Here is a 25,049-nt window from a genome sequence, read left to right as displayed (position 1 = left end):
GCGGCTGATTGCTGGGAGCAACCGGGGACCTATATCTCGCGCGATGCTGATGTTGATCGAGCCGTACTGGCCCCATGTCCTCTTTGTCCTTTCGCTTCTGCTAGGAGCGACGGCGGCCATTCACGCAGCCATGACGAAGGAGGAAGTCCGTTCTGCCATCGGCTGGGTGGGTATCATCATCCTGTCACCCATCATCGGCGCGCTCCTCTACTTCATGGCCGGGATCAACCGCATCCGCAGGAGCGCCATCTCCGACCGACGCTTCATGCTTGGGCATGTTCGCGACCACTTCGAGGCATATGACGCGACGAGCGAGATGGTCGCCGAGCGTTTTGGCGAACGGTACGCGGCGATGAAAGTGCTAGGCGATCGCGTCACGGAACATGACATCACCACCGGCAACAGCATCGACTTGTTGACGACGGGTGATGACGCTTATCGGGCGATGTTGACTGCCATCAATAAAGCCGAGCGTTCGATCCTGCTGGAAACCTATATTTTTGATCGCGACCGGGTCGGTCGCCGCTTTGTCGAGGCTTTGACGGGAGCTGCCCAACGTGGTGTGGCTGTACGCGTGCTGATCGACGCCGTTGGCGCACGTTATTCGGTGCCAAGCGTGCTGGGCATGCTGCAGGACGGCGGGGTTCCCGTTGATGTGTTCAACGGGAACGTGATCACGGGCTTGAGGTTGCCCTATGCCAACCTGCGCACCCACCGGAAGATCCTCGTGGTGGACGGTCGAACCGCATTTACCGGTGGCATTAACATCCGCGAGGGCTTCTCGGGGGAGCTCTTCGGTGCCAATTGTGCGGTTGATACGCACTTTCAGATCAAAGGCCCTGTGGTGGCGGATCTATTCGCCATTGCGGCTTCCGACTGGCGGTTCGCCACGGGAGAGGACCTGCAGGGAGAGGCATGGCAGATCGTGTCTCCCGAGAGCGAGCCGGGCCAACCTGTCGCAATCCGCGCGGTCGCATCCGGACCGGACCGCAGCGTCGAGACAAACCACAAGATGCTGATGGGCGCCTTCTCAGTGGCAGGTCGCTCCATCCGAATCGCGTCTCCCTACTTCCTTCCCGACCGCGAGCTGATCACGTCGCTGATCACCGCCGCCAGGCGCGGGGTCGAGGTCGATGTGGTCGTGCCGGAGGCCAACAACCTGACGCTGGTCGACCGAGCGATGACAGGTCAGTTCGACCAATTGCTGAAGAACTACTGCCGGATCTGGCGGTCACCGGGCGCCTTCAACCATTCCAAGTTGATGGCCATCGATGGTCGTTGGGCCTTCGTCGGGTCCTCCAACCTGGATCCGCGGTCACTGCGGCTGAATTTCGAGGTCGATCTTGAGGTGATGGACGTTTCTTTCGCCAAGGAACTGGAACGAAGAATCGATCTTGCCATTTCCTCCTCCACGCAGGTCACGCTGGAGCGTCTGCGGGACAGGCCCTTCGCAGCCCGACTTCTCGACCGTGTGCTCTGGCTGGGTTCGCCCTATCTTTGAATGAGGACCAGATTTGCCTCAGATTTGCCCATGCCATGTTTTGTAGAACTGTTGCCAGAGGACCATGAGGACAAGACGCGAGAAGCTTTCGGCTAGCATCATGGCATCCATCCGCGAACATCGCAGACGTGGCGGCGCAGTGCATAATGTGCCGTCCGAGGTGTCCGAAGAGGGCTTCGTCATCGCCTCGTACAACGTCCACAAATGCGTCGGGATCGACGGCAAGTTCGACCCGTACCGGACGAAGGAGGTGATCCGAGAAATCGGAGCAGACGTTCTTGCACTGCAGGAAGCCGATACACGCTTTGGCGAGCGCCGCGGCCTTCTGGATCTGGAGTGGCTTGAGCGAGAGACGGGGCTTTCGCCCGTGCCAGTGGCAGGCATTGCCAAGGCCCATGGTTGGCACGGCAATGTCATCCTCTTTCGCGAAGGCTTGGTACGGGACGTCCATCAGGTCAAGCTTCCCGGGCTGGAGCCAAGGGGCGCTCTTATTTCCGAACTGGAACTGAAAGGCGGTGGCGCGCTTCGCGTCATCGCCGCACATCTTGGACTGCTACACCGTTCGCGCCACCAGCAGGCGCGGATGATCATCGATCTGCTTCGGTCGCGGGCGGACCAGCCGACTATTCTTCTGGGCGACCTGAACGAATGGCGGCTGGGCGATCGTTCGTCGCTCAACACGCTGGCGCCGGTTTTTGGTCTGCCCAGCGCAGTGCCGAGCTTCCCCTCCCGCCTGCCGGTGCTGGCACTCGACCGGATCATGTCCAACCGGCCGGACATCCTGGGGCCGGTCGCGGTTCACGATTCCGCCTTGGCACGGCTAGCCTCCGACCACCTGCCGATCAAGGCGCGCGTTCGCCTCGACGCGGCAGCTGCCGTCGGGGATCCGGGCCAAGATATTTAATCATACTATTGAACCGGGATGGCCGACGTCGTAAGGCATGGGCCGACCGAACACCAAGAGGAGCTCACCATGACCATCTACCAAAACCTCATCGCCGGAGAATGGGTGGGTAGCGACGCCTCCAACAATATCAGCCCATCGGACACCAATGACGTCGTTGGTACCTACGCACAAGGTAGTGCTGACGATGCCAAGCAAGCCATCGCCGCCGCAAAGGCAGCGTTCCCGGCCTGGTCGCGCTCCGGCATCATGGAGCGCCACGCGATCCTGAAGAAGGCGGCAGACGAGATCGTCGCGCGCAAGGAAGAACTCGGCAAGCTTCTCGCCCGCGAAGAGGGCAAGACGCTTCCGGAAGCAATCGGTGAAACGCTTCGCGCCGCCCAAATCTTTGATTTCTTCGCTGGCGAAGCACTTCGGCTAACCGGCGAGGTCGTGCCGTCTGCGCGACCGGGCATCGGCGTCGAGATCACCCGCGAGCCGCTTGGCGTGATCGGTATTATCACGCCTTGGAATTTCCCGATTGCCATTCCGGCCTGGAAGATCGCACCGGCTCTCTGCTACGGGAACACCGTGGTATTTAAACCTGCCGACCTTGTTCCGGGCTGCGCATGGGCCATCGTCGACATCCTGCAACGCGCCGGCCTGCCGAAGGGTGTGCTGAATCTCGTGATGGGGCGTGGCTCCGTAGTGGGCCAAGCCATGCTAGACAGCCCGGATTTGGCCGGCATTACCTTCACTGGTTCCACCGGCACCGGCAAGCGGGTCGCTCTGGCCTCCGTCGAGCATAACCGCAAGTTCCAGCTGGAAATGGGCGGCAAGAACCCAATGGTCGTGCTCGACGACGCGGATCTGAGCGTTGCCGTCGAAGCGGCGGCCAATTCCGGCTTCTTCTCCACCGGCCAGCGCTGCACGGCCTCCTCACGTCTGATCGTAACCGAAGGGATCCACGACAAGTTCGTCGCTGCCCTCACCGACAAACTGAAGACGCTGACGGTCGACAACGCACTGAAGCAGGGCACGCATATCGGTCCGGTCGTCGACGAAAAGCAGCTTCAGCAGGACATGGACTATATTGAGATCGGCAAGAAGGAAGGCGCCAAGCTTGCCTTCGGGGGCGAACGCATCGAACGCGAGACACCTGGCTTCTACCTGCAGCCGACGCTGTTTACGGAAGCCACCAACCAGATGCGGATTTCCCGCGAGGAAATCTTCGGCCCGGTGGCAAGTGTCATCCGCGTGAAGGATTACGATGAGGCCCTGGCGGTCGCGAATGACACGCCGTTCGGTCTTTCCGCCGGTATCGCAACCACCAGCCTCAAGTATGCGACCCACTTCAAGCGCAACTCCGAAGCCGGCATGGTCATGGTCAACCTGCCGACCGCGGGTGTTGATTTCCACGTTCCGTTCGGTGGCCGCAAGGCTTCCTCCTTTGGTCCGCGTGAGCAGGGGAAATATGCGGCCGAATTCTTCACTGTCGTGAAGACTGCCTATACGTTGCCGTAAACGAGAGGCGGCGGTTGTCGGCGCCTGACGAGGGATGCCGATGGCTAGCATTGAAATGATCGAAGCCGCACGCGACCGCCTGGTGGGTCGGGTGCGGCGCACTCCGCTGCTCTCTTCGCCTTTTTTGGACGGACTTGCGGGACGACGGGTTTTGGTAAAGCCCGAATGCCTGCAGCACACCGGCTCTTTCAAGTTTCGGGGGGCGTGGTCGGCCATATCTCATATCGCGCCTGACGTCCGTTCACGCGGCGTCATCGCCTTCTCATCGGGAAACCATGCACAGGGCGTGGCGCTTGCGGCGAAGCTCCACGGCATCCCCAGTGTCATCGTGATGCCCGCAGACGCGCCGCGCATCAAAGTCGAAAACACCCGCGCTTACGGAGCAGAAGTCGTTCTCTACGATCGAGCGACGGAAGATCGCGATGCCATCGGTGGAAGGATCTCTCAGGAACGGGGGCTGACACTTGTCCGACCATTTGACGATCCGCTGGTGATCGCCGGTCAGGGTACGGTAGGCCTCGAGATTGTTGAGCAAGCTGCAGAAGAGGGTGTGGATGCGGCCGATGTGATCGTGCCTACGGGTGGCGGTGGTTTTGCCTCTGGCATCGCTCTGGCGCTTGAGGCAAAGGCGCCGGGACTTCGGGTGCGAACCTGTGAGCCGGAAGGCTTCGATGACGTTGCACGGTCTCTTGCTGCTGGAAGGATCGAACGGAATTCGAGCCAGACGGGTTCGATCTGTGATGCCATCGTCACACCTCAGCCCGGCAATCTTACCTTCCCCATTCTCTCTCGCCTCTGTGGCCCGGGACGGGTCGTTACCGACCGGGAGGCTCTCCGGGCGGTGGCGCTTGCGTTTCAGAGGCTGAAGATCGTCGTTGAACCCGGCGGCGCCGTTGCGCTGGCTGCTGCACTTTCGCGGGGCGAGGCGCTGGGGGATACTGTCATTGCGGTGGTGTCCGGCGGCAATGTCGACAGCGACGTCTTTGCTGAAGCACTGCGCCAGAACCCTTAGCAGGCTCCTGTCCTGATCTTCGGGAGGAGCGTTTGATTTCTGGTAGGATTTTTCACCGCCGCCCGCCAAGAAGAATGTTCATCTCTACCGGTTTGGCAGAGATCGATTACGTTGAAGATCGAGATGTTGTTGCTCAGGAAGAAAGCATGAGGCTCAGCCTATACGATCAGCGGGTAACCTTCCCACGATCCGCCGCCTCCCGCCGGTTGGCATTTTTTGGCCAAGCCGCGCTCGTTGTACTTGCCTTCACCTTTCTCGCAGCCGTGACATTCGGCCTGCTTGGGTAACTTCGCAGGCCGACCCCTTCTGACGGAAGGCTCTTACTGCGCCAACCAAGCCTCGGCCAGTTCCACCCAGAGATTTACACCGATCGGCAGCACGTCGTCATTGAAGTCGAAGCGCGGGTGGTGAAGCGGCGGGTCGCGGTCCGATCTCCGCGTCCCGAGATAGAAATAGCTGCCCGGACGCTCTGCGAGCATATAAGCGAAATCCTCACTTCCCATCATCGGGCGAGGGAGGTCGTGAACCTTTCTTTCACCGACAACACGTGCCGCGATTTTCCGGATGAACTCCGTTTCGGCTGCATGATTGACGGTAGGCTCGTAACCCCGTTCGTAGTCAAGGGTGACGGACATGCCGTAGCTTGCAGCCTGCCCTTCGGCCAGCGTATGGATCCGCTTCTCCAGGAGGTCCCGCACCTCGGGATCGAAAGAACGGATCGTCAGCAGCATCTCCGCTCGTTCCGGGATGACGTTGCTTGCCTGTCCCGCGTGAAATGCGCCGACGGTCACGACGGCCGAATCCACCGGGTGCAGATTGCGCGACACAACGGTCTGCAGGGCCATGATGATGCTTGCACCGGCAACGATCGGGTCGGCGGTCTCTTGGGGCTCTGCCCCGTGCCCACCGCGGCCGTTGACGGTGATACGGCATTCATCGACAGCTGCCATGACCGGCCCTTCTCGGACATAGATCTCTCCGAACGGGAGACTTGGATCATTGTGAAGGGCGAAGACGGCATCGCAGGGGAAGCGTTCGAACAGCCCGTCCTCGATCATCAGTCGCGCTCCGCCGAAATTCTCCTCCGCCGGCTGAAAGATGAGATGGATCGTGCCGTCGAAGTTGCGACGTTCAGCGAGCAGCTTCGCCGCGCCTAGCAGCATGGTCGTGTGGCCGTCGTGGCCGCAGGCATGCATAAGGCCCGGCGTAAGGCTGGCATACACGGCGCCGGTTTCTTCATGGATGGGCAAGGCGTCCATATCCGCCCGAATGCCGATCGACCGCTCACCCGTCCCGTTCTGGAGCGTGGCGACCAGACCGGTCTTGCCCAGGCCCCGTGTGACCTCATACCCCATTGCCACCAGCTTTTGCGCGACAAACTCGGAGGTTTTTACCTCCGAGAGACCCAGTTCCGGATGCTGGTGGAGGTGGTGGCGGATGGCCGTGAGTTCGGGCATGTGATTGGATACTTGTATGGTCATGTGGTGCGCCTTGTGGTGAAGCGGGCTCTTGCGACGTGAGGCCATCCATAGCAACCGGTGCTTCAGGACGTAAGATCGCCGCCGAGAATTGTGCAAATCCGTTCAGCTGTTATTCAGAGTCGACAGGATAAGCGCGAAGATTGGCATTTTCCGTCATCGCCTGGGCCTGAGTGTTTGCAAAATCCGTACTTCCCTCTACTTCATCTTGTCGCGAAGCCTGCCGGCCTCTCAACGTTTGAATCAGCACAAGGATGAACGGGCTGTCCCTGAAGAGATCGCCTAAGCCAGCCCCGACGCCAGTCCAAGCCAGAAGCTGAACCCATGTCATTCCACAGCACGCCGTCTACCCAGCCCCGCGATCTTGAGACCAAGCAGGTCGATCACAATGACACGATCCGGGCACGCTACCTTGCCAATGACGAGCTGAGGGAGCTTGGGCGGACGTTTGGACGCGACGGACTGCAGAGCTTGCCGGAGTTCGTGGAATTCGAGTTTTTCGCCCGGCACCGGTCGAACGACAAGGAGATCCTTCGTGTTTACCGGGCGGTCGCGGCGGATGTCGAGGCGGGTGCTGCCATCACGCCAGCTGCCGAATGGCTGCTGGACAACCACTACATCGTGGAAGAGGCCATCCAGGAGGTTCGCCGCGACTTTCCGAAGCGCTTCTACCGGCAACTGCCTTGGGTGAAGGTCGGAACCCATTCGATGCCGCGCGTCGTGGCACTTGCGTGGCTTTACGTGGCGCACACTCACAGCACGATCTCCAAAGATTCTCTCGCCGCAATGGTGGAGGGGTTCCAGGAGACGGATCCGCTTCAGATCGGCGAGCTTTGGGCGCTGCCTTCCATTCTGCGTTTTGTCCTGATCGAGAACCTGCGCCGTATCGCCGTTCGCGTGGATCGCTCCCGCCGTATGCGCATCAAGGCGAACGATCTGGCCGACACGATGATCCGCCTTAATGACGAGGCGGCAAGCGCAGGTGTCTTGAAGGACATGGAGCCGCTCGCGGCGGATCCTACCTTCACCACCCAGTTCTTCTACCGCCTGCGTAATGCATCCCAGTCGTCGAATTTCGCCGTCGCATGGCTCGAGGAGCGCCTCCAGAAAGGCGGTACCGACGCCGAAGAGGTGATGATGGCGGAACATAACCGCCTCGCCTCCGGCAATGTCACGATGGGCAATATCATCAAGAGCCTGCGTGAAATCGACGACACGGAGTGGAGCGTCTGGTTCGAGGACGTGTCGCATGTTGACCGGATCCTGCGCGAGCATTCCGACTATGCCGAACTCGATTTTGGCTCCCGCAACAGTTATCGCAGCCGGATAGAGCAGCTGGCGCGCCGCTCTGCGCAGACGGAAATCGAAGTGGCACGCAGGGCGATTGCGCTTGCTGCAGGCATGCCGGAGGGCGCATCAGATATCGGAGAAAGCGATATTGGTGCCTTCCTGGTGGGCCGCCGGCGCCGGGAACTCGAAGCCGAGGTCGGATATCGCGCACCCTTCCTGCAGCGCTCGATCCGCCAGGTGCGGCGCTTGCAATGGATGGCGATCGCTGCGCCGGTCATTCTGCTCACCCTGCTTGCGATGACTGTTGTCGGCTGGTTCCTGACGGAAGCGGGCATGAGTTTTCCGCTTCTCGTCTTGTTCCTGTTCTTGTTCGCGTTACCCGCCTCTGAGGGGGCGACAGGTCTGTTCAACACGCTTGTCACTTACTTCGTGAAACCTGCACGGCTTGTCGGTTACGAGTTCAAGGATGGCATTCCGGAAGAAGCGCGTACGCTGCTGGTCGTTCCCTGCATGATCACCAGCCGCGACGTCGTCGATGAACTGGTGCGAAACCTGGAAGTCCACTACCTCGCAAATCCTCGCGGCGAGATCTATTTCGCTCTGCTCAGCGACTGGAAGGACAGCGCCAGCGAGGAAACTGCCGCCGATCTCGAGGTGCTGGACTATGCCAAGGGGGAGGTCGCGTCGCTCAGCGCTAAATATGCCTTCGACGGCAAGCAGCGCTTCTACCTTCTTCACCGCCGTCGCCAGTTCAACCCGGGGGAAGGCGCCTGGATGGGTTGGGAACGCAAGCGTGGGAAGCTGCACGAGCTGAACCTTCTTCTGCGCGGTGACCAGGACACCAGCTATGTGCCTGGCGCCAACGCGGTGCCGGAAGGCGTTCAATATGTGATGACGCTGGATTCCGACACGCGTCTGATGCGCGACGCGGTGACCAAGCTCGTGGGTAAGCTGCATCATCCGATCAATCGGCCCGTTCATGATGCAGACAGCAATCGCGTGGTGGAAGGCTATGGGATCCTGCAGCCCCGAGTGACGCCTTCGCTGACGACCGGCAAGGATGCTTCGGTCTTCCAGCGGGTCTTTTCCGTCGGTCGCGGCCTCGACCCCTATGTGTTCACGGTGTCCGATGTCTATCAGGATCTGACGGGCGAAGGGACCTTCACGGGCAAGGGACTCTACCACGTCGACGCGTTTGAGCGGTCGATCAAGGGGCGGATTGACGAGAATTCTGTTCTCAGCCACGACCTGCTCGAAGGCTCCTTTGCCCGCTGTGCACTGGTGACGGATGTCGAGCTCGTGGAGGACTTTCCCACCCGCTATGAGGTGGAGGTGTCACGCCAGCATCGGTGGGCACGTGGGGACTGGCAGCTTCTTCCCTATATCTTCGACCCTGCGCGCGGCGTCACCGCACTGGGCCGGTGGAAGATGGTCGACAACCTCAGGCGCTCGCTGACGCCGATCGCCTGGTTTTTCGCCTCCGTTCTCGGCTGGTACTTCTTCGAGCCGCTCGGGGCGCTGGTTTGGCAGATCTTCCTGATATTCCTGCTGTTCGTTGCGCCTACCTTGTCGCTGGTCACCGGCGTCCTTCCGCGCAGCACCGATATCGTACCGCGTGCTCACATCTATTCCGTATGGTCGGAGATCCAGTCGGCCAATGCTCAGGTGGCTCTCCGGATCGTCTTCATTGCCGATATGGCTTGCCTGATGACCGACGCCATCGGCCGCTCTCTTTATCGCCTTTTTGTTAGCCGAAAGCTGATGCTGGAATGGAAGACTGCTGCGAGCATCCAATCCAGTGCCCAGGGGAACCCGGCCGGATACTACCGGCAGATGTGGCATGCACCGGTTATCGCCATTTTCAGCCTGATTTTTGCGTCCATTCCCGGTGACAACGCCTTTCTCGTGGGCCTGCCGTTCGCGCTGCTGTGGATATTCTCGCCGCTTGTTGCTTGGTACGTGAGCCAGTCCGCCGAAACAGAGGATCGGCTTTTTGTTCCCGACGAGGCGGCGGCCGAACTGCGCGCCATATCGCGACGTACCTGGCGTTATTTTGGTACCTTCGTGACCGCTGACGACAATCATCTGCCGCCAGATAATTTTCAGGAGCAGCCAGAGCCCGTGCTGGCGCGGCGGACCTCGCCGACGAATATCGGCGTTTATCTTCTGTCGACCGTGTCGGCGCGTCAATTCGGCTGGATCAGCTTCGCCGACACGATCGAGCGGCTGGAAAACACGATCGCCACACTCGACAAGATGGAAAAGTACCGCGGGCATCTGCTCAACTGGTACCACACCGACAGCCTAGCGCCACTTGGCCCACGCTACATCTCAGCCGTCGACAGTGGCAATCTCGCCGGCCACCTCATTGCGATTTCCTCGGCTTGCCGGGTCTGGGCGGAGGCGCCTTCGGCCCATCTGCAGGCGAGCCTCGATGGCATCGGGGACGTCGTCAGCATCCTGTCGGAGACGATGGGCAGTCTGCCAGACGACCGGAAGGTTGTTCGCCCACTGCGGCGCCGGCTGGTAGAGCGCATTGCCGGCTTCGGCAATGCCCTCGCCGCGGTCAAGCGTGAGCACGAATTCGCTTCCATCCGGATCATAAATCTTGCAGTCCTCGCGCGCGACATCCAGAAGCTTGCGACAAATCTGCACTACGAAACCGGTTCTCCTCTCAGCGAGGAACTGATCTACTGGTCGGCTCAACTCGTTGAGGTCTGCGAAGCCCATATTTCGGATAGTGTTTTCGACCATTCCAATATCGAGCCGTTGCGCAAGCGGCTGATCGCGCTCGGAAACCGCGCACGTGACCTCGCCTTCTCTATGGATTTCACCTTCCTGTTCCGTAAAGACCGGCGGCTGCTCTCGATCGGCTATCGAGTGGACAGCAACGAACTCGACGAGGCGTGTTACGACCTGCTCGCTTCCGAGTGCCGCCTGACCAGCCTGTTTGCCATCGCCAAGGGTGACCTGCCGAACGAGCACTGGTACCGTCTCGGTCGACAGGTTGTTCCGATCGGTGCTCAGGGCGCCCTTGTCTCCTGGTCGGGTTCGATGTTCGAGTATCTGATGCCGCCGCTCATCATGCAGGAACGTCAGGGTGGCATCCTGAACCAGACAAACAACCTGGTGGTCAAGGAGCAGATCGCCCATGGCCGCCGGTTGGGGACGCCTTGGGGCATATCGGAAGCCGCATTCAATGCCCGCGACCATCTCCTCAACTACCAGTATACCAATTTTGGCGTTCCTACGCTCGGCCTCAAGCGCGGGCTCGGGCAGAACGCGGTGATTGCACCTTACGCTTCGATCCTGGCGAGCCAGTACGATCCGCTGGCGGCCATTGAGAACCTAGAGAAGCTGGAAGCGCTGGGAGCACTTGGCCGGTATGGGTTCCATGACGCGGTCGACTTTACCCCGACTCGTGTTCCCGCCGGTTCCCGTTGTGCAATTGTCTACAACTACTATGCCCATCACCATGGCATGTCGATCGCGGCCGTCGCCAACGTCGTGTTCAACGGCTATCTGCGCGAACTCTTCCATGCCGATCCGGTCATCGAGGCGGCCGAGTTGCTGTTGCAGGAAAAGGCGCCGCGCGATGTGCCAGTGATGAGTGCAAGGCATGAGGAGACACCTGGCAAAGGCCAGGCGGAACTGCTTCGCGCGGAGGTTCGCACGATTGAGAATCCCGCCTATAGAGACCGCGAGATTGCACTCCTTTCCAACGGCCACTATTCCGTCATGCTGACGGCGACTGGCGCAGGTTATTCGCGCTGGAACGGGCAGGTGGTCGCAAGGTGGAAGCCGGATGCAACGGAGGATCGCTGGGGTCAATTCATCTTCCTGCGCGACACCGCTACCGGGGACTGGTGGTCGGCGACAGCCGAGCCGCGGCGCGCCCCGGGAGAAATCACCAAAACCCTTTTTGGCGATGACAAGGTAGAATTCCACAAGACGGTCGGTAGCCTGACGAGTGTCGTGGAGTGCCTTGTAGCAACGGAACACGATGCTGAAGGACGTCGCGTGACGCTGCTCAACATGGGCAGCGAGGATCGCTTCGTTGAGATCACCTCCTATCTCGAGCCGGTTCTGGCGCTGGAAGACGATGATAATGCCCATCCGCTGTTTTCACGGATGTTCATAGGCACAGAGATCGGCCGCCGTGGCGACGTCATCCGAGCGTGGCGAAACAAGCGGAATCCGTCCGATCCGGACATGATGGTGGCGCACCTCGCGGCCGACAATGCCGGCTCCGCGCGGCCGACTGAATTCGAGACGGACCGACGGAAATTCCTCGGCCGCGGACGCAGCCTGTCAGAAGCGGCGGCGTTCGATCCGGATGCGGCCCTGTCAGGTACCGACGGCTTCACGCTCGATCCTATCATGGCCTTGAGGCGTGTTGTGCGTGTGCCTGCCGGCAAGAAGGTGAGCGTGATCTTCTGGACCATTGCGGCGCCAAAGCGCGACGAGCTTGATCAAGCGATCGAGCGGTATCGTCATGCGGATGCGTTCGCTCATGAACTGGTCCAGGTTTGGACGCGGACGCAAGTCCAGATGCGCCATCTAGGGGTCACGTCTCAGCAGGCGGCCGCTTTCCAGCATTTGGCACGCTACCTCATCTATCCCGATACGCACCTGCGTGCCGACCCAGAAACCCTGCAGAGTGGGCTACAGCCGCAGTCGATGTTGTGGCCGATGTCGATCTCGGGTGACTTTCCGATCTTCGTGCTGCGGATAAACGACGAAATAGATCTCGGGGTCGCAAGGGAGGCACTGAGTGCGCAAGAATACCTCCGCTCGCGGGGCGTCATCGCGGATTTCGTGATCATCAACGAGAAAGCGTCTTCCTACGTTCAGGAGATGCAGCACGCACTGGAGGGGCTCTGCGAGAAGCAGCGTCGGACAGGGCAAACGGAATCAGGACGACCGCATGTCTTCGCGTTGCGCCGCGATCTGATAGATGATGTCACGTTCGATGCGATCATCTCCGCAGCGCGGGTAGTGCTTCACGCCCGCAACGGCAAGCTCATCGACCAGATCCATCGCGCCGTGTCCCTGTTTGCCGTCCCGATCGACGCTTCCGCGTACGTACGCCCCTTACTCGGGGGGGAGGCCTTCGAAGTTGAACGTGCTGCTGATGGCCTCGGGCTGGAATTCTGGAACGGATACGGCGGCTTCGACAAGAAGGGGTCGGAGTATGTTGTCCGGCTGCAGGGCGGACAAGCCACGCCTCAGCCGTGGATCAATGTGATCGCCAACGAGCGCTTCGGCTTCCATGTCGCGGCTGAGGGTGGCGGATATACCTGGGCACGGAACTCCCGAGACTACCAACTGAGCCCTTGGAGCAACGACCCGGTCATCAACCGGCCAGTCGAGGCTTTCTATATCGCAGACCGGGAATCGGGACAGATCATCAAGCCATTCGCGGCGCTGTCTCCCGCCTCTCCGGCCATATTCGAAGTGCGCCACGGGCTCGGCTATTCCACCTTTTCAACCTGTGACGGTGGGCTGGCGGTTTCATTGACGCTGACGGTGGATCGGCAACGTCCGGTCAAGTTGTCCATTCTGAAGGTGCGGAACGAGAGCGATCAGCCCCGCCACTTGCGCGTCTACGGCTACGTAGAGCTGCTGCTTGGGAACAACGCCTATCGATCGCTTCCCTACATTATAACCGGTCATGACAAGCAAGCAGATGCGGTCCTGGCGAGCAACCGGTACAGCACCAGTCACCAACGCGTCGCCTTTCTTGCCGCAAGCGAGCCGGTGTCGAGTTTCACCGCCAGCCGTCGCGATTTCATTGGACGCTTTGGATCGATAGCAACACCCTCCGCCATCGTCGGAGCCGGGAGCCTCGCAGAAACAGTCGGGCTTGATGGTGACCCCTGCGCGGCACTTGCTTGTGATATCGAGCTGGCGCCGGGTGAAGAAAAGGTGGTTACCTTCTTCCTTGGCGATGCAGCGAATCGTGATGAAGCTGTCGATTTGATCGAGAGCGTCAAATCGGAGAACGCCACCGCTATTCTTCATGAAACACAGGACCACTGGCGCAGACTGACTGGCCAACTCAAGGTTGAGACTCCTGATAAAGGTGCCGACTACCTTGTCAATCATTGGCTGCCCTATCAGGCGCTGGCCTGCCGGCTTACTGCCCGCAGCGCCTTCTATCAAGCTAGCGGCGCCTATGGTTTCCGAGATCAATTGCAGGACACGCTCGCCTTTCTTGCGCAGGAGCCGTCACTAGCACGTCGACAGATCATCAACGCTGCAGCGCGACAGTTCCCTGAAGGCGATGTTCAACACTGGTGGCTGCCGGACACGGGCGCCGGCGTCCGGACTAGGATCTCCGACGATGTCGTTTGGCTGGCTCACGCGATTGACGAGTACATCCGCACGACCGGCGATGATACTCTTCTGGACGAACAACTGCCCTTCCTCGTGGGACCCGTTGTGGAGGCAAAGCAACACGACGCGTTCTTTGAGCCGCAGGTCTCGAGTGAGACCGCGAGTCTCTATGAGCATGCCGCGAGGGCTCTCGATCTAGCGATCGAGCGGACGGGGGAACAGGATCTGCCCCTGATGCTCGGCGGCGACTGGAACGATGGAATGAACCGGGTCGGGATCGGAGGCCGTGGAACGAGCGTTTGGCTGGGCTGGTTTTTGGCAGGGACGCTGGAGGCGTTCAAGGACCACGCCAGCCGACGCGGGGACGCGACGCGTCTCGACCGGTGGTCGGCGCATGTCGAAAAGCTGAAGCAGGCGCTGGAAAGCGCGGGTTGGGATGGCAACTATTATCGCCGGGGATATTTCGACGATGGTTCGCCTCTCGGTTCCGAGCAGAACAAGGAGTGCCGCATCGATTCCCTGTCTCAGTCGTGGAGCGTGCTCTCCGGTATCGGCAGCGAGACGCGGTCCGGCCAGGCCATGGACGCGGTTGTTTCGGAACTCGTGGATGAGCAGGCGCAGATTATTCGCCTCTTCACGCCACCCCTCTCCAGCACGCCGCTCGACCCCGGGTATATCAAGGCCTATCCGCCGGGAGTTCGGGAAAATGGCGGTCAATACACCCATGCCGCAACCTGGGTGGTCCTGGCACTGGCGCGGCTCGGACGCGCCGATGAAGCATGGCGCTGCTTCCAGATGCTCAATCCGATCAATCACAGCCTCGATGCCTTGGCCGCCGAGCGTTACCGAGTCGAACCCTACGTGGTGGCTGCAGATGTTTACGGTGCCGGCAGTCTGACCGGGCGGGGAGGCTGGACTTGGTATACCGGGTCCGCCGGCTGGCTCTACCGCGCCGCTGTCGAAGGCATTTTCGGCATCCGCAAGGAAGGCAATCGGCTGTGGGTTCGACCGGCCTTGCCTTCGGAGTGGACCGGCTTCAAAGCAGAGATGGCGATTGATGGCGTACCCCATCAAATCGAGGTCAAAAGGGATGCGGGCGAGCCTGTCGTGACCGTAAACGGACAGCGGGTCGGAATTTCAGGCTTCACCTTGGAGGCAGCGCCGTCTCGTCCGGTTCTGGAGGCCGCCGATCTTTGATAAGGTAACCTCGCCGACGAAGGGAACGCTGTAGCGGCCTTTCGCCGGTGAGGGTCCAGGTCAAACAACCGGTTCGGGCGGCGCATCTTTGGATGCGTCGCTCTCCGCCAGGATGCCACTCGCCTTCAGAAGCGCCGTAAAGCGTCCACCGCTCTTGCTCAGTTCGTCAAACGAACCCATCTCCGTGACGCGGCCATTGTCGAGGAAGATCACTTTGTGCGCATCTCGTATCGTTGAGAGACGGTGCGCTATGATGAACGTCGTACGGTTTCGCCGCAGCCTGTCTATTGCCGCTTTGACCCGCGCCTCCGTTTCAACGTCCAATGCGCTGGTGGCTTCGTCGAGCACGAGAATTGGCGCGTTTTTGAGGATCGCGCGGGCGATCGCTATCCGCTGGCGCTCGCCACCCGATAACTGGTTGCCGCGCTCACCCACTGCCGTATGGTAACCGGTCAAGCGGCTTTCGATGAAATCAGTCGCCGCGGCAGCTTCCGCCGCCTGAACGATCTCCTCCTCGCTGGCGTTCTCGCGGCCGAGGCTGATGTTTTCACTGATAGACCGGTTGAGGAGGCCGGCGTCCTGGAACACCGTTGCGATCGAATGGCGAAGCGAGCGTCGCGACACCTTGGCGATGTCGGTGCCGTCTATCAGGATCTGGCCCTCCTTCGGGTCGTAGACGCGCTGCAGCAGGTTGACCAGCGTCGTCTTGCCGGCTCCCGTTGGTCCGACGATCGCCACGGTCTCGCCTGCTGCGGCACGGAAGGAGATGTCGTGGACGCCCTGTGCGGTGGTAGCAAAATCGAAGGAGACGTTTCGGAACTCGACATCCCCTCTCACGCCTTGCAGTTCAGCGATGCCCAGGGGCTCCTCGCGCTCCTCCACCGCATCCTCAAGCCTGTAGAAGTCCTCCAGCTTGGCGCGCGCCTCGAAGATCTGCGTCGCAAACTGCCGCATCTGGTCAAGCCGCCCAATCAGCAGATTGGCGAAGCCGATGAACGCAATGACTTCGCCAACCCGAAGCTCGCCCTGCTGTACCAGAATGGTTCCAATGACGAGGATGACCATCAGCGAAACCGTGGAGGCGGTGCGGTTTAATGCGCTGGCCAGTGCCCACCAGTCTAGCACCGGATACTGCACCTTCAGGAGATTTCTCGTGTAGTCGTGTAGCGCGCGGGTTTCCGCTTCGATTCGGTTGTAGCTGTGCAACACCGACACGTTACTGATGGAGTCGCTCACGTGGGAAAAGACGGTGTGATAGTGTCCCTCTACTAGAGCCTGCCCCTCCTTTGTCCTCTTCATCACCATCTTGCCGATGAACCAGTAAGCAACGCTTAGAGCGACCAGGACTGCACTGAGGCGGGTGTCCATAGAAAAGGCAGTAGGTATCAGGAGCAGGAGCGCGACGGCTGTGGCCAGATGCGTGCGCATGAATTCGAGCCAAAGGCCAAATAGCGTCTCGGCGGCGCGTAGCAGTGTATGAAGTGCGTTCGACGTGCCTCGCTGATGATGCCAAGACAATGGCATTGAGATGATGCGCCCAAATGCCTCCGTAAGGAGCGAGGCGCGGCGGCCATGCGCAAGCCGATCAGCTTCGCGCGCCACCAGAACATAAGCCACCGTATTGAAAACACCGAAGCCCGCCCAGAGCAGCAAAACCGAGAGCACGTCCCCTCCCGACGATATCGCATCAATGATGCGCCCGAAGAGGATCGGTTCGGCAATGGTGATGATGGCCAGAATGATGTTGGCGATCACAACCATCGTAACGCGAAGGCGCTTCTCGGCCAGATAACCAAGCGCACGCGTATAGATTTGAAACAACGTCACCTAGCGGAACCTTTTCTTTTCTCTACGTCCTGCTGCCTTAACGCGGGAGCCGCGTCAACGGCTGAGAAGGGCCCGAGCGGATCGCTTGAGAAATGCCGGCAGCCACAGAAGGTTTCCCGCATCCCCGCGATACGATCGATAAAGCCTCGTCGGAAGACGGCGTCTATCGAACATTCTGGCCGAGAGAGACTGCAAGATTTCGCAGAACAGCTTCAACTATCGGTAAGGTTACGGCTGGAATATCGACGAATACGATAGTCCATATTCTGATTCACTACGCTGATCTGGAGGCGGGGCAGCTTTGGGCATTCACCTCATCATGGAGCTTTTGGCAGTTGCTGGAGGAGAGGCCAAGAGCGCGCGCCACCTCGATCTTCAGTTTGAATCAATGATCGACAGCTATGGCTTTCTTTTCTATCGCCTCGCACTGCAGCCGAAGCTCCTGAGAGAAGAAGAAGTGACCCTCGCTCATCGGTGGCCGGAAGAGTGGACGAAGATTTATCGGGCCAAGAAATACTCCACCGTCGATCCCGTCGTGCGGCTGCTCCGTGTCGCAGAAAAGCCTTATCGCATCCGGGATGCCGTGTTTGCGCTTCGCAACCAGCCTCGTCGCGGCCGCCTGCAGCGCATGATACAAGATGCTGCCAAGCACGGCATGAGTGATGGATATGTCTTTCCCGTTCATGGTCGCACTGGTCTGCTCGGTAGCCTTCTTGTCAGCGGCAGGCCAATCGATCTGTCGGCTACTGAACTGGCGCTCTTCGACGCGGCCACCCGCAGCGCGCTTTTGCGCCACTTGGAGCTACGTGGATACCCTTTGGGTCTTGAGAAGGCTGAGGCGGCGGAACCTCCCCTGACGAAGCGGGAATTGGATGTCGTGCGCCATCTCGCAGAGGGATTGACTTCCAGCGAGATTGCTCGCGAACTGGGGATCTCCAGCCATACGGTCGATTGGTATATCAACGGCTTGCAAGAAAAGATGGAGGCAAAAAACCGGCTGCATGTCGTCGCCCTCGCGCTGCGCCGAGGTCTCGTTGCCTGATCATCGGGCCCGACAGTCTAGCAGAACGTAGAAATTGACTTCGCCCCCCAAGTGGCTAGGTTCGCCTTGCAGTGCAGCATTGCTGCGGTTGATGGAGGAGATCTACCTTGCCCATTTCGAAGATTCTGGTGGCCAATCGGTCCGAGATCGCCATCCGCGTGTTCCGTGCGGCGAACGAGCTCGGCATCAAGACCGTCGCGATCTGGGCAGAAGAAGACAAGCTGTCGCTGCACCGGTTCAAGGCAGACGAAAGCTATCAGGTCGGCCGCGGGCCGCATCTGGAGCGGGACCTTGGACCGATAGAAAGCTACTTATCGATCCCCGAAGTCATTCGGGTGGCAAAACTCTCTGGTGCCGATGCAATCCATCCCGGATATGGCCTGTTGTCGGAAAGTCCCGAATTCGTAGAGGCCTGCAACGATGCAGGCATCATCTTCATCGGGCCCACCGCCGATACAATGCTTCGCCTTGGCAATAAGGTGGCTGCCCGCAATCTGGCGGTTTCGGTCGGAGTTCCGGTGGTGCCTGCAACGGAGCCCCTGCCGGACGACATGGCGGAAGTGGCGCGTATGGCGGCCGAGGTCGGCTATCCGGTGATGCTGAAGGCATCCTGGGGTGGGGGTGGCCGCGGCATGCGCGTCATCCGCTCCCAAGCTGATCTCGCCAAGGAAGTCACGGAGGCGAAGCGCGAAGCCAAGGCGGCCTTCGGAAAGGACGAGGTTTATCTTGAGAAGCTTGTCGAGCGGGCGCGGCACGTGGAGAGCCAGATCCTTGGCGACACGCATGGCAACGTCGTCCACCTCTTCGAGCGCGACTGCTCCATCCAGCGACGTAACCAGAAGGTCGTCGAGCGCGCACCGGCGCCATATCTCTCCGACGCGCAGCGACAGGAACTTGCCGACTACTCGCTGAAGATCGCCAGGGCGACGAACTACATCGGAGCCGGCACCGTCGAGTACCTGATGGATGCTGATACGGGCAGGTTCTACTTCATCGAGGTCAATCCACGCATTCAGGTCGAGCACACGGTGACGGAGGTCGTCACCGGGATCGACATCGTAAAGGCGCAGATCCACATCCTCGAAGGTGCGGCGATCGGTACTGCCGAGTCAGGCGTTCCCCGCCAGGAGGATATCCGCCTCAACGGCCACGCCCTCCAATGCCGCATCACGACCGAAGACCCAGAGCAGAACTTCATACCCGACTATGGCCGCATCACGGCTTATCGTTCAGCGGCCGGCTTCGGCATCCGTCTCGACGGGGGCACCGCCTATACCGGGGCGATCATAACGAGGTACTACGATCCGCTCCTCGTAAAGGTGACCGCGTCTGGCAGCACGCCACAGGAGGCAATCAGCCGCATGGACCGCGCATTGCGCGAGTTCCGCATCCGCGGCGTCGCAACCAACCTCACCTTCCTGGAAGCCATCATCGGCCATCCAAGCTTCCGCGACAATTCCTACACCACGAAGTTCATCGATTCGACGCCGGAGCTCTTCGCCCAGGTCAAGCGACAGGACCGCGCCACCAAGCTGCTAACCTATCTTGCCGATGTCAGCGTGAACGGACATCCGGAGGTAAAGGGGCGTCCGATGCCGTCCCCGCAGGCGGCAAAGCCGGTCGTGCCTTACATCAACGTGCCAGTTCCAGACGGCACCAAGCAGATGCTGGACCGGCTCGGTCCGCGCAAGTTCGCCGAGTGGATACGCAGCGAAAATCGCGTCCTCATGACCGATACAACCATGCGCGACGGCCATCAGTCGCTCCTTGCGACCCGGATGCGAACCTATGACATTGCGCGTGTTGCCGACGTATATGCGCGCGCTCTTCCGAACCTCTTCTCGCTGGAATGCTGGGGTGGCGCGACCTTCGACGTGTCGATGCGCTTCCTGACAGAGGATCCGTGGGAGCGGCTGGCGCTGGTGCGGGAAGGAGCTCCCAATCTTCTGCTGCAGATGCTTCTGCGTGGAGCCAACGGCGTCGGCTACAAGAATTACCCCGACAATGTCGTGAAATACTTCGTCCGACAGGCAGCGCGGGGTGGCATCGACGTCTTCCGCGTCTTTGATTGCCTCAATTGGGTGGAGAACATGCGTGTCTCCATGGATGCGGTCCAGGAGGAAAACCGGATCTGCCAGGCGACCATCTGCTATACCGGTGACCTCCTCAACAGTGCGCGGCCGAAATATGATCTGAAATACTACACCTCGCTTGCAGCGGAACTGGAAAGGGCGGGGGCGCATATTATCGCAGTCAAGGACATGGCCGGCCTCTTGAAACCGGCGGCGGCGCGCATCCTGTTCAAGGCCCTGCGCGAAGCAACAGATTTGCCCATCCATTTCCATACCCACGACACATCGGGTATCTCCGCGGCGACCGTCCTTGCAGCCGTCGATGCGGGGGTGGACATCGTTGACGCTGCCATGGACGCCTTCTCCGGAACGACATCGCAACCCTGCCTCGGATCGATCGTGGAGGCGCTTGCCAGTTCGGAGCGCGATCCTGGCCTTGATCCGGAATGGATCCGCCGCATTTCGTTCTATTGGGAAGCGGTGCGTAACCAGTATGCGGCCTTCGAGAGTGATCTCAAAGGCCCAGCATCGGAAGTCTATCTCCATGAGATGCCGGGCGGACAATTCACCAACCTGAAGGAGCAGGCGCGCTCGCTAGGGCTGGAGAACCGCTGGCACCGGGTGGCCCAGACCTATGCGGATGCCAACCAGATGTTCGGCGACATTGTCAAGGTGACCCCGTCCTCCAAGGTTGTGGGCGATATGGCGCTGATGATGGTGAGCCAGGATCTAACGGTCGCCGACGTCGAAAATCCGGAAAGGGATATCGCCTTCCCGGAGTCGGTTGTTTCGATGCTGAAGGGTGATCTGGGACAGCCGCCAGGTGGCTGGCCGGAGGCCCTGCAGAAGAAGGCGCTGAAGGGCGAGAAGCCCTATACGGATCGTCCGGGCGCCTTGCTGGCCGATGCCGACCTCGACGCGGAGCGGCGGGCGATCGAGGAGAAACTTGAGCGCCCTGTCGATGACTTCGAGTTCGCGTCCTATCTTATGTATCCCAAGGTCTTCACTGATTTTGCCCAGGCCATCGAAAGCTACGGGCCTGTCTCAGTGCTTCCGACCCCCGCCTATTTCTACGGGCTTTCGGATGGCGAGGAACTGTTTGCCGATATCGAACGCGGCAAGACGCTGGTGATCGTCAACCAGGCCACCAGCGGCACGGACAGCAAGGGTATGGTCACTGCCTTCTTCGAACTGAACGGCCAGCCGCGCCGCATCAAGGTACCTGACAGGTCACATGGAGCGACAGGATCTGCTGCGCGGCGTAAGGCAGACACAGCCAATGCCAACCATCTGGGGGCACCGATGCCGGGTGTGATCTCGACGGTCGCGGTTTCGGCGGGGCAGGCGGTCAAGGCGGGCGACATCCTCCTTTCGATCGAAGCGATGAAGATGGAGACAGCGTTACACGCCGAGCGAGACGGGACACTTGCAGAGGTTTTGGTCAGCGCGGGAGATCAAATCGACGCCAAGGACCTGCTCGTGGTCTTCAGCGAATAGGGACGATCACCTTGTGGATCATCCATAACAAAACGTGACACCGCGGCGGAGAGCTGCGGCTTGCTATTTCAATCGATTTAAATAGGTTCCCCGCGATTGCAGACGCGGAAGATGGACATGCTTCAGGAAAACCCCGTTACCCCCACGACGCAGATGATCACGCGCGAGCGCGGCGGCGTTGCCTTGCTCTTTCTCATGAACGGCTTTCTCGTCGGGGCGTGGGCGCCGAAGATCCCGGAATTTGCCAGCCGCCTCGGCCTGTCTGAAAGCTCCCTCGGCATCATGATCCTGGTCTTCGGGCTTGGCTCGCTGGTGATGATGCCGATCGCGGGGGCCCAGATCGCCCGCTATGGCTCCAGTGCAGTCTCCAAGACGGCTGCGCTTCTCGCGGTCCCCACATTGCTGTTCCTGACCTGGGCCGGAAGTATCTGGTCGGGTGCGGTCGCGATTTTCTTCTTTGGCGGTTTGATCGGGGCGATGGACGTCGCGATGAATGCCAATGCGGTTGCCGTCGAAAGACATATGAGACGGGCGATCATGTCCTCATGCCACGCCTTCTGGAGCCTTGGCGGCTTGATCGGCGCTGCGAGCGGCGGGTTCCTGATCGAGCGAATGGGCGTGACGAGCCATGCTGTCCTCGTTACGGTCGTGGCCGCGATCATGGTGGCTTTAGCCTGGTCGATGATCCTGCGCGACGCGCCGCATCCGGAGGAAGTGCAGGAACGTCTGCGCCTGCCTCGTTCACCGCTCCCCTGGCTGCTTGGCCTGATGGCGCTCTTCTGCATGATCCCGGAGGGGGCGGTGATCGACTGGAGCGCGCTCTACCTGCGCCAGGAACTCGGCTCCTCGGTCACCGCATCGGGCTTCGCCTTCGCCGCCTTCTCGCTCACCATGGCAATCATGCGCTTCGCGGGTGATCTCGTCCGCGACCGCTTCGGGGCGGTTCTGACGCTTCGCGTCTGTGCCGTCATCTCTATCACGGGACTGATCACCGCCGGCCTTGCTCCAAGCCACACGGTTGCCATCCTCGGCTTTGCATTGGCAGGCCTTGGTATCTCGAACCTCGTCCCGATCGTATTCTCCGCAGCAGGAAATCTACCGGGCTTGAGAGCAGGCGTCGGACTGTCTGTCGTGACCACGATGGGCTATTCCGGAATCCTGCTTGCGCCGTCCGCGATCGGCTTCATTGCCGAGTACAGTGGTCTCGCCCTGATCTTCGTAGCACTCTCGGTGCTGCATCTCGTCGTCTTGTTGCTTTCGCCGCTTGCCAGACATGCGGACGGTGTCCGGCACGACTGACTCAACCAGACGTGAGCGAGCCTCCCAAAGGTTGACATTGGCCATGGCATCATCCACCTGAAAGGCACGTTTTTAGACGCGAGAGCCCCATGTCCACACCGATTGAGTATGATCCGAAGCCGCGCAAGGCAACGGTTGCCGTTGACGTTGGAGGCGTAATCGTTGGGGGCGGTGCGCCCGTGGTTGTCCAGTCGATGACCAACACCGACACGGCCGATATCGATGCGACGGTGGCGCAGGTTGCCTCGCTCTACAAGGCGGGGTCGGAGATTGTTCGGATCACCGTGGATCGCGACGAAAGTGCCGCAGCCGTGCCGAAGATCCGCGAGCGCCTGCTGAGGCTCGGCATGGATGTGCCGCTGGTCGGGGACTTTCACTATATCGGACACAAGCTTCTCGCCGATCATCCGGCCTGTGCCGAGGCGCTGGCCAAATATCGCATCAACCCGGGCAATGTTGGCTTCAAGGACAAGAAAGACAAGCAGTTCGCAGATATCATCGAGATGGCGATCCGCTACGACAAGCCGGTCCGTATCGGCGTGAATTGGGGCTCCCTCGATCAGGATCTGTTGACGACGCTTATGGATCGCAATGCTCTGGAAGGCTCGCCGCTTTCGGCACGGCAGGTTATGCACGAAGCGATCGTCCAGTCCGCGCTAATTTCTGCCGAGCTTGCGGAAAGCATCGGACTTGCGCGCAACCGGATCATCCTTTCCGCCAAGGTCAGCCAGGTGCAGGACCTGATTGCGGTTTACTCCATGCTTGCGCAACGCTCCAATCATGCACTGCATCTCGGTTTGACCGAAGCGGGCATGGGATCCAAGGGTATCGTCGCTTCGTCTGCGGCCATGGGTTATGTGCTTCAGCACGGCATTGGGGATACAATCCGCGTGTCGCTGACGCCGGAACCGAATGGTGACCGCACGCGGGAAGTACAGGTTGCCCAGGAAATCTTGCAGGTCATGGGTTTCCGCCAGTTCGTGCCCGTCGTCGCCGCCTGCCCCGGTTGCGGCCGAACCACATCCACCGTTTTCCAGGAACTGGCGCAACGGATCCAGGACGACCTGCGCAAGAACATGCCGGTGTGGCGGGAAAAATATCCGGGCGTCGAGGCGCTCAACGTTGCCGTCATGGGCTGCATCGTCAACGGTCCCGGCGAAAGCAAGCACGCGGATATCGGGATTTCCTTGCCAGGCACCGGTGAAACGCCGGCCGCGCCCGTCTTCATCGACGGAAAGAAGGCGATGACGCTCCGCGGTCCGGATATCGCCGCAGACTTCGAGAAGCTGGTGATCGATTATATCGAACAGCGCTTCGGACAGAGAAGCGCGGCGGAAAAAGGTATCAGGTCCCGCTATTGCCGTAATTTATGGTAAATCACCGTCCATCAATGACGACGGGGAATTCGATTCGCATGATCAAGAAATTCGCACTTGTTGCGCTGGCCGCAACCTATCTTTCCGGCTGCACCACAACCGATCCGTATACCGGCCAACAGAAAGTATCCAACACGGCCGGCGGTGCTGCCATTGGCGCCGGACTGGGCGCGCTCGGTGGCCTGGTGATTGGCGGCGGTGACAAGGGCCGCAACGCGTTGATCGGAGCCGCGATCGGTGGTCTCGCCGGCGGCGCGATCGGCAACTACATGGACCAGCAAGAATCCGAACTGCGGGCGCAGCTACAAGGCACAGGCGTTTCCGTGACGCGCATGGGCGATCGTATCGTCCTCAACATGCCGTCCAATGTCACCTTCGCCACCGATCAGGACCAGGTGATCCCGCCGTTCTATGCGACGCTTGATTCCGTTGCGATCGTGCTGAACAAGTTCAACAAGACGCTGATCGACGTCAATGGCCATACCGACTCGACCGGAAGCCTTGCCCATAATCAGGGTCTTTCTGAGCGACGCGCCGCTTCGGTTGCCAATTACCTGGCAGGCCGCGGAGTCGACCAACGCCGTATGTCGACGCTCGGCTTCGGTCCGTCGCAGCCGATTGCGTCCAATGCGACGCCGGAAGGACGCGCGCAGAACCGCCGCGTTGAAGTGCTGATCGCACCCATCTCGCAGTAAAGACAGAGTCTGGCGGG

At 60.3% G+C, this 25,049-nt stretch carries 13 protein-coding genes; 11 read left to right on the top strand and 2 right to left on the bottom strand.

Annotation, left to right across the window (positions count from 1 at the left end; translation table 11 throughout):
• Nucleotides 1-43 precede the first annotated feature (43 nt).
• The 5 genes from cls to LXM96_RS08900 all read left to right on the top strand — a co-directional run bounded on the left by cls (nucleotide 44) and on the right by LXM96_RS08900 (nucleotide 5,207).
• Nucleotides 44-1,501, top strand: a complete 1,458-nt coding sequence (gene cls / locus LXM96_RS08920) for a cardiolipin synthase (RefSeq protein ID WP_239998108.1) — start codon at nucleotides 44-46, stop codon at nucleotides 1,499-1,501.
• A 64-nt stretch (nucleotides 1,502-1,565) separates the two neighbouring features.
• Nucleotides 1,566-2,405 carry an endonuclease/exonuclease/phosphatase family protein gene (locus LXM96_RS08915; RefSeq protein WP_239998107.1) on the top strand — a complete coding sequence of 280 codons (840 nt, stop codon included), beginning with the start codon at nucleotides 1,566-1,568 and terminating at the stop codon, nucleotides 2,403-2,405.
• Between the two features lie 69 nt (nucleotides 2,406-2,474).
• Entirely contained in the window at nucleotides 2,475-3,908 is a 1,434-nt protein-coding gene (locus LXM96_RS08910) for an aldehyde dehydrogenase family protein (RefSeq protein ID WP_239998106.1), read from the top strand.
• 40 nt (nucleotides 3,909-3,948) lie between these two features.
• Nucleotides 3,949-4,920, top strand: coding sequence for a threonine ammonia-lyase (locus LXM96_RS08905; protein WP_239998105.1), 972 nt, complete (start codon nucleotides 3,949-3,951; stop codon nucleotides 4,918-4,920).
• 146 nt (nucleotides 4,921-5,066) lie between these two features.
• A complete protein-coding gene (locus LXM96_RS08900) occupies nucleotides 5,067-5,207 on the top strand; it encodes a hypothetical protein (protein WP_239998104.1) in 141 nt (46 codons plus the stop codon).
• A 33-nt stretch (nucleotides 5,208-5,240) separates the two neighbouring features.
• Here the strand turns inward: LXM96_RS08900 and LXM96_RS08895 are convergent, their stop codons facing one another.
• A complete protein-coding gene (locus tag LXM96_RS08895) occupies nucleotides 5,241-6,401 on the bottom strand; it encodes a M20 aminoacylase family protein (protein WP_239998103.1) in 1,161 nt (386 codons plus the stop codon).
• Nucleotides 6,402-6,722: 321 nt separating this feature from the next.
• Here LXM96_RS08895 and LXM96_RS08890 point away from each other — a divergent pair, with 321 nt between their 5' ends.
• Nucleotides 6,723-15,224, top strand: a complete 8,502-nt coding sequence (locus LXM96_RS08890) for a GH36-type glycosyl hydrolase domain-containing protein (RefSeq protein ID WP_239998102.1) — start codon at nucleotides 6,723-6,725, stop codon at nucleotides 15,222-15,224.
• 60 nt (nucleotides 15,225-15,284) lie between these two features.
• On the opposite strand, the gene LXM96_RS08885 is transcribed toward LXM96_RS08890, so the two are convergent.
• Nucleotides 15,285-17,051 carry a glucan ABC transporter ATP-binding protein/ permease gene (locus tag LXM96_RS08885; protein WP_239998101.1) on the bottom strand — a complete coding sequence of 589 codons (1,767 nt, stop codon included), beginning with the start codon at nucleotides 17,049-17,051 and terminating at the stop codon, nucleotides 15,285-15,287.
• Nucleotides 17,052-17,352: 301 nt separating this feature from the next.
• On the opposite strand from LXM96_RS08885, the gene LXM96_RS08880 reads away from it, so the two are divergent.
• From LXM96_RS08880 to LXM96_RS08860, 5 genes are all read left to right on the top strand, one after another.
• Complete coding sequence (locus LXM96_RS08880; protein WP_239998100.1) at nucleotides 17,353-18,093, top strand: helix-turn-helix transcriptional regulator; 741 nt, start codon at nucleotides 17,353-17,355, stop codon at nucleotides 18,091-18,093.
• A gap of 107 nt (nucleotides 18,094-18,200) precedes the next feature.
• Complete coding sequence (gene pyc / locus LXM96_RS08875) at nucleotides 18,201-21,662, top strand: pyruvate carboxylase (RefSeq protein WP_239998099.1); 3,462 nt, start codon at nucleotides 18,201-18,203, stop codon at nucleotides 21,660-21,662.
• Nucleotides 21,663-21,773: 111 nt separating this feature from the next.
• Nucleotides 21,774-22,961 (top strand): MFS transporter, encoded by a 1,188-nt coding sequence (locus tag LXM96_RS08870; protein WP_394801920.1) that lies wholly within the window; start codon nucleotides 21,774-21,776, stop codon nucleotides 22,959-22,961.
• Nucleotides 22,962-23,050: 89 nt separating this feature from the next.
• Nucleotides 23,051-24,337 carry a flavodoxin-dependent (E)-4-hydroxy-3-methylbut-2-enyl-diphosphate synthase gene (ispG, locus tag LXM96_RS08865; protein ID WP_239998097.1) on the top strand — a complete coding sequence of 429 codons (1,287 nt, stop codon included), beginning with the start codon at nucleotides 23,051-23,053 and terminating at the stop codon, nucleotides 24,335-24,337.
• 38 nt (nucleotides 24,338-24,375) lie between these two features.
• A complete protein-coding gene (locus LXM96_RS08860; RefSeq protein ID WP_239998096.1) occupies nucleotides 24,376-25,032 on the top strand; it encodes an OmpA family protein in 657 nt (218 codons plus the stop codon).
• Nucleotides 25,033-25,049: the final 17 nt, after the last annotated feature.

The sequence above is a fragment of the Rhizobium halophilum genome (assembly GCF_021648825.1).
GTDB classification, from domain to species: Bacteria; Pseudomonadota; Alphaproteobacteria; order Rhizobiales; family Rhizobiaceae; genus Neorhizobium; species Neorhizobium halophilum.
This window is presented reverse-complemented; position numbering and strand designations above follow the sequence as displayed.